5 protein-coding genes and 1 pseudogene are annotated in these 3,810 nt (G+C 61.7%); 3 read left to right on the forward strand and 3 right to left on the reverse strand.

Annotation, left to right across the window (positions count from 1 at the left end):
* Nucleotides 1-140 precede the first annotated feature (140 nt).
* Genes M3461_04570 through M3461_04580 form a run of 3 tightly spaced genes read left to right on the forward strand, consistent with a single transcriptional unit; the run spans nucleotide 141 to nucleotide 2,150 of the window.
* Nucleotides 141-1,142 carry a toll/interleukin-1 receptor domain-containing protein gene (locus tag M3461_04570; protein MDQ3773682.1) on the forward strand — a complete coding sequence of 334 codons (1,002 nt, stop codon included), beginning with the start codon at nucleotides 141-143 and terminating at the stop codon, nucleotides 1,140-1,142.
* 10 nt (nucleotides 1,143-1,152) lie between these two features.
* Entirely contained in the window at nucleotides 1,153-1,764 is a 612-nt protein-coding gene (locus M3461_04575; GenBank protein ID MDQ3773683.1) for a hypothetical protein, read from the forward strand.
* The gene (locus M3461_04580; protein MDQ3773684.1) at nucleotides 1,719-2,150 is read left to right on the forward strand and encodes a formylglycine-generating enzyme family protein; all 432 of its coding nucleotides are present in this window, start codon (nucleotides 1,719-1,721) and stop codon (nucleotides 2,148-2,150) included. The genes M3461_04575 and M3461_04580 overlap by 46 nt, the downstream gene beginning before the upstream one ends.
* A gap of 299 nt (nucleotides 2,151-2,449) precedes the next feature.
* Here M3461_04580 and M3461_04585 read toward each other — a convergent pair.
* From M3461_04585 to M3461_04595, 3 genes and pseudogenes are all read right to left on the reverse strand, one after another.
* A pseudogene (locus tag M3461_04585) lies at nucleotides 2,450-2,978 on the reverse strand (transposase).
* Between the two features lie 62 nt (nucleotides 2,979-3,040).
* On the reverse strand, nucleotides 3,041-3,565 hold the full coding sequence (locus tag M3461_04590) for a hypothetical protein (GenBank protein MDQ3773685.1): 525 nt from the start codon (nucleotides 3,563-3,565) through the stop codon (nucleotides 3,041-3,043).
* Nucleotides 3,566-3,584: 19 nt separating this feature from the next.
* Nucleotides 3,585-3,810 (reverse strand): hypothetical protein (locus tag M3461_04595; GenBank protein ID MDQ3773686.1); only part of this gene is annotated, 226 nt, incomplete at its 5' end.

Consider the following 3,810-nt stretch of genomic DNA (forward strand, 5'->3'; position numbering starts at 1 on the left):
CGGGAGGGATCAAGAAACTCGTCGTCTAACCCAAAAAACACACTTGTAGTGCCATACGCACTTTTTTGTATCCCTAATCCATTGTACTTCATCATCATTTTTTTGCGAGTGTTAAACCTGGGTTAGCGTCCTCCTCTGAATTGAAAGAGGATCGAAAGGAATTTGAAATTTTTATCAATCGCAAGAACAAGGATTGGGTTGAGCAAGGCGTCTTTCTAGAGCTCATCGTGTGGGACGACTTTCTCGACGCCGTTTCGAAGACCCGGCTGCAAGACGAGTACAACAAGGCCATTCGAGAATGCGATATCTTCGTGATGCTGTTCTGTACCAAGGTGGGTCAATACACCGAAGAAGAGTTCGAGACCGCGTTCGGGCAGTTCAAGGCCACCAACAAGCCATTCATCTTCACCTATTTCAAGGATGCGGAGATCAGGACCGGCAGCGCTAACCAGAAGGATTTGATGAGCCTGTGGGCGTTCCAGAAAAAGCTGGATACCCTTGGGCATTTCAAGACCGTTTACAAGAACATCGAAGGACTGAAATTCCATTTCAATCAGCAGTTGGACAAGTTGGCCAAGAACGGATTCATCGAACTAAAGTGGGACAAAGGCGAAGCTGCCGCACCTGCCGGCGTCACCTACCAGGCCAACCTCACCGGCAGCGGCGCGATCGGGCAAGGACCGGGCGCAACCGCGGTCGGCGCCCGCGGCGTGTATGTCGGCGGTAAGAACGCTGGCAACATCAACACCGGCACGCAGACGAGGATCGACACCGGCGGCGGCGCCTACGTCAGCGGCAGCGTGGATACGGGCGGCGGTGACTTCGTCGGCCGTGACAGGGTCACCCGGGGCGTTTCGCCACGGGACTTGGAGCGTCTGTTCGCGTCCTTGCTGGCGGCTGTCACGAAACAGGCGCCGCCAGACAAGCAAACCGCAACGGTGCAGCAAGTCGAGGAGCTCAAGGCCGAGGTCGCCAAGGGCAAGCAGGCCGACGACAGCAAGGTGGGCAGGATCGTGGACGGTCTCGTCGCGATGGTGCCGGGGGCGCTCGGCGCGGTGGTGAGCATGTTCGCCACGCCGATCCTCGGCGGCATCGCCGGGCCGGTGACGAAGTCCGTGCTGGATAAACTGAAAGAAAGCTGAGGCGCGCGCCATGGGATCCGAGCCCTCCGGCCCAACCGACATCGACGCCCTGCAACGCCAGCTGGCCGAGTTGCAGGCCAAGCTGGCCGCGGCCCAAGAGGCGCAGGCCGCCGGCGAGCGCGGCGCCAGCACCGGCACGCAAACCATCGCGACCGAGGGCGGAGCCGTCGTTCAAGGCGCGGTCCAGGTCCGCAACGGCCACTTCATCGGCCGTGATTTCGTCCAGATCGTCACCCATGTCACCCACGCGGGCGAAGACCCCGAGGGGGCGAAATCGGTCATCGCGCTGTATCTGCACGCGCTCGCCGCCGACCTGGCCGGCCTGAAGTTGGGCGAGATCGACGCGTCCGCCGACCAGACGCGCCAGACGCCGCTCCAGCTCGCCGACATCTATGTGCCGCTCCACACTACCCTGCGCATCCCGAAGGGTGCGACATTAGCGCATTGGCTGTCGCGCGAACCGGACCGCCAGCGGGACGACATGCACGCAGAGCGCGAGACGCGGTCGGTTTCCGCCCCGCGCTCGAGGGCATCGCAGTCGCACGCCTCGTGCATGAGGGCCGATGGCGCATTGCATTGCCCAGCGAACTGGAGTGGGAGAAGGCGGCTCGGGGGGGTCTGACCGATGCGGTCTACGCCTGGGGTGATACGCCCGACCCGGATCGCGCGAACTATGACGACTCGGGCGTCGGCGATACCTCGGTGGTCGGGTGCTTCCCCGCTAACGACTTCGGCCTTCATGACATCATTGGCAACGTGTGGGAATGGACGCGCAGCCTGTGGGGCAAAGACCTGTGGGATCCCGACTTCGTGTATCCCTACGAACCAGACGATCCGAACCGCGAAGACCTCGAGGCGGGGAACGACGTATCGCGGGCCGTGCGCGGCGGCGCGTGGCGCGACGTTCGCGACTACGCCCGCTGCGCCTGCCGCGAGGGGGGTCGCCCCGATGGCCGGAGCGGCATCGTCGGTTTTCGGGTGGTATTGCGGTCTGCCCCTGTTCGCTAGCTCTGAGCTCTGAGAACTCTGCGCTCTGAGACTCTGCCTACTCCGCCTCTGAAGGGGGTGCGGGGGAGACTTCCCCCGCTTATTCGGCGCCCCAAAAAAAAGAAAGTGATTCTTTTTGCGCTATGATCCGTTGGCTGATATCGCGAAGAAGGTTTGCCCATTACCGCTGCTCATGAGCACCACAGCATCCCCACCGCCGAAAAAGCCGCGTCGTACCAAGAATGCCAAACTCAAGGGGGCTGGCGCCATCGCGCAGCACGCGTAGGATGCGGTGAACGAAGGGAACCGCATCGCTCGCGTTACTCCCCTGCCGCAAGACTCGAGACGTTCTTTCCACCCCAATCCTCCGGATAGATTCCTCGCCGCCTGGACGCATGGAAATTGGAATGAGGCCAATGGGCCATCCGTCGCACCCATCCGTGGTTTACCGGTTCCAATGGACATAATCCACGTGACGGTTGAAGTCCGCTTGGCTACGGTTGAGATGTTCCCAAAAACGGCGCTGCCATAGACCTTGTTCACCCAGCCTGGCGTAGCTTTGCGAAATGCGCTTGCCTTTTTCGATAGCACGGGAGAAGTGTCCCTTGATCAGACTCCAGCGGGTAGAAAAATCCGTATGGACGGGCGCCAGCGTCCAGACGCAATGTAAATGATCCGGCAGGTACAATCACTTCCAGGTGGAAGGGGTGTCGCGCCCTGAACGCTACGAAATGCTGTTCGCAACAGGTCAATTCGCTCGACCAATACCCGATTCCCGCGTCGCTCGGCCAAATTCACCGTGAAAAACCACGTGGCTCCCGGAAGCCAGGCACGACGGTATTCGGTCATCGATCACCTCCTCTCGCCCAGACCTTTTCGCGAACGATGTGGTTCCCTTCGTTCACCGCATCCTACGCGGGCTGGTCGCCAAAGAGTTCTCCCTGTCGCTGGACCGAGGACCGGAGTTCGGGCCAGCGCTCGACGAACGCCGCCGCGGAGATGCGCCCGAGCTCGCTCGGCTCGATCTTGTTCAGACCTCCGCCGTACACACGACCCTCACCACGCAGCTCGTGGCCGGTGACGTGGCCCAGGAGCTCGCGTACGTGGGCGGCGCGGTCGGGGTGTTTGTGGAGCATGGCCGCGAGGCCGTTCAGGGGGTAGAGCATGAGATATAGATTCGTCCCGATGGCGTTCGATCGGTTGAGGATGAAGCGGAACGGCTGCTTGTCGTCAGTGCCGCGGCCCATGTATGTGCAGAGGAAGGGGGAGCGGGGACGTTGCTCCTGCTTGTACCACGGGCTGCGTTTGCCGACGAGGTAGCCGTCCATGATGCCCTGCGCCGCGGCGGTTTGCAGGTACTCCCAGAGGGCCGGGTGCCGTTGTTCGACAACATGCTCCGGGAGGTCGCAGTCGATGACGCAAAGTTGGCGGTCCATGCGCCCAGCCCGCGGCACCTTAAGACCACCGTTGTCGAAGGCGACGACGACGGCTACCCGTCGGGCGGAGATACTTCTCCGGAAGCTCACGACGCTTGGCATCGGCGCGGTCGAGCATGAAGAACTTGTTGCTCCCCGTGGCGATGCCGCGCTGGATGCGGAGGAAGTCAGAGAGTGTCGGGCCGTTGCCGTCGCTGACGGTGTGCCGGTCGTTCCTGGCGTGGCTCGGATACACGGTCCACTTG

This window comes from Pseudomonadota bacterium, from assembly GCA_030860485.1.
Lineage (GTDB): Bacteria > Pseudomonadota > Gammaproteobacteria > JACCXJ01 > JACCXJ01 > JACCXJ01.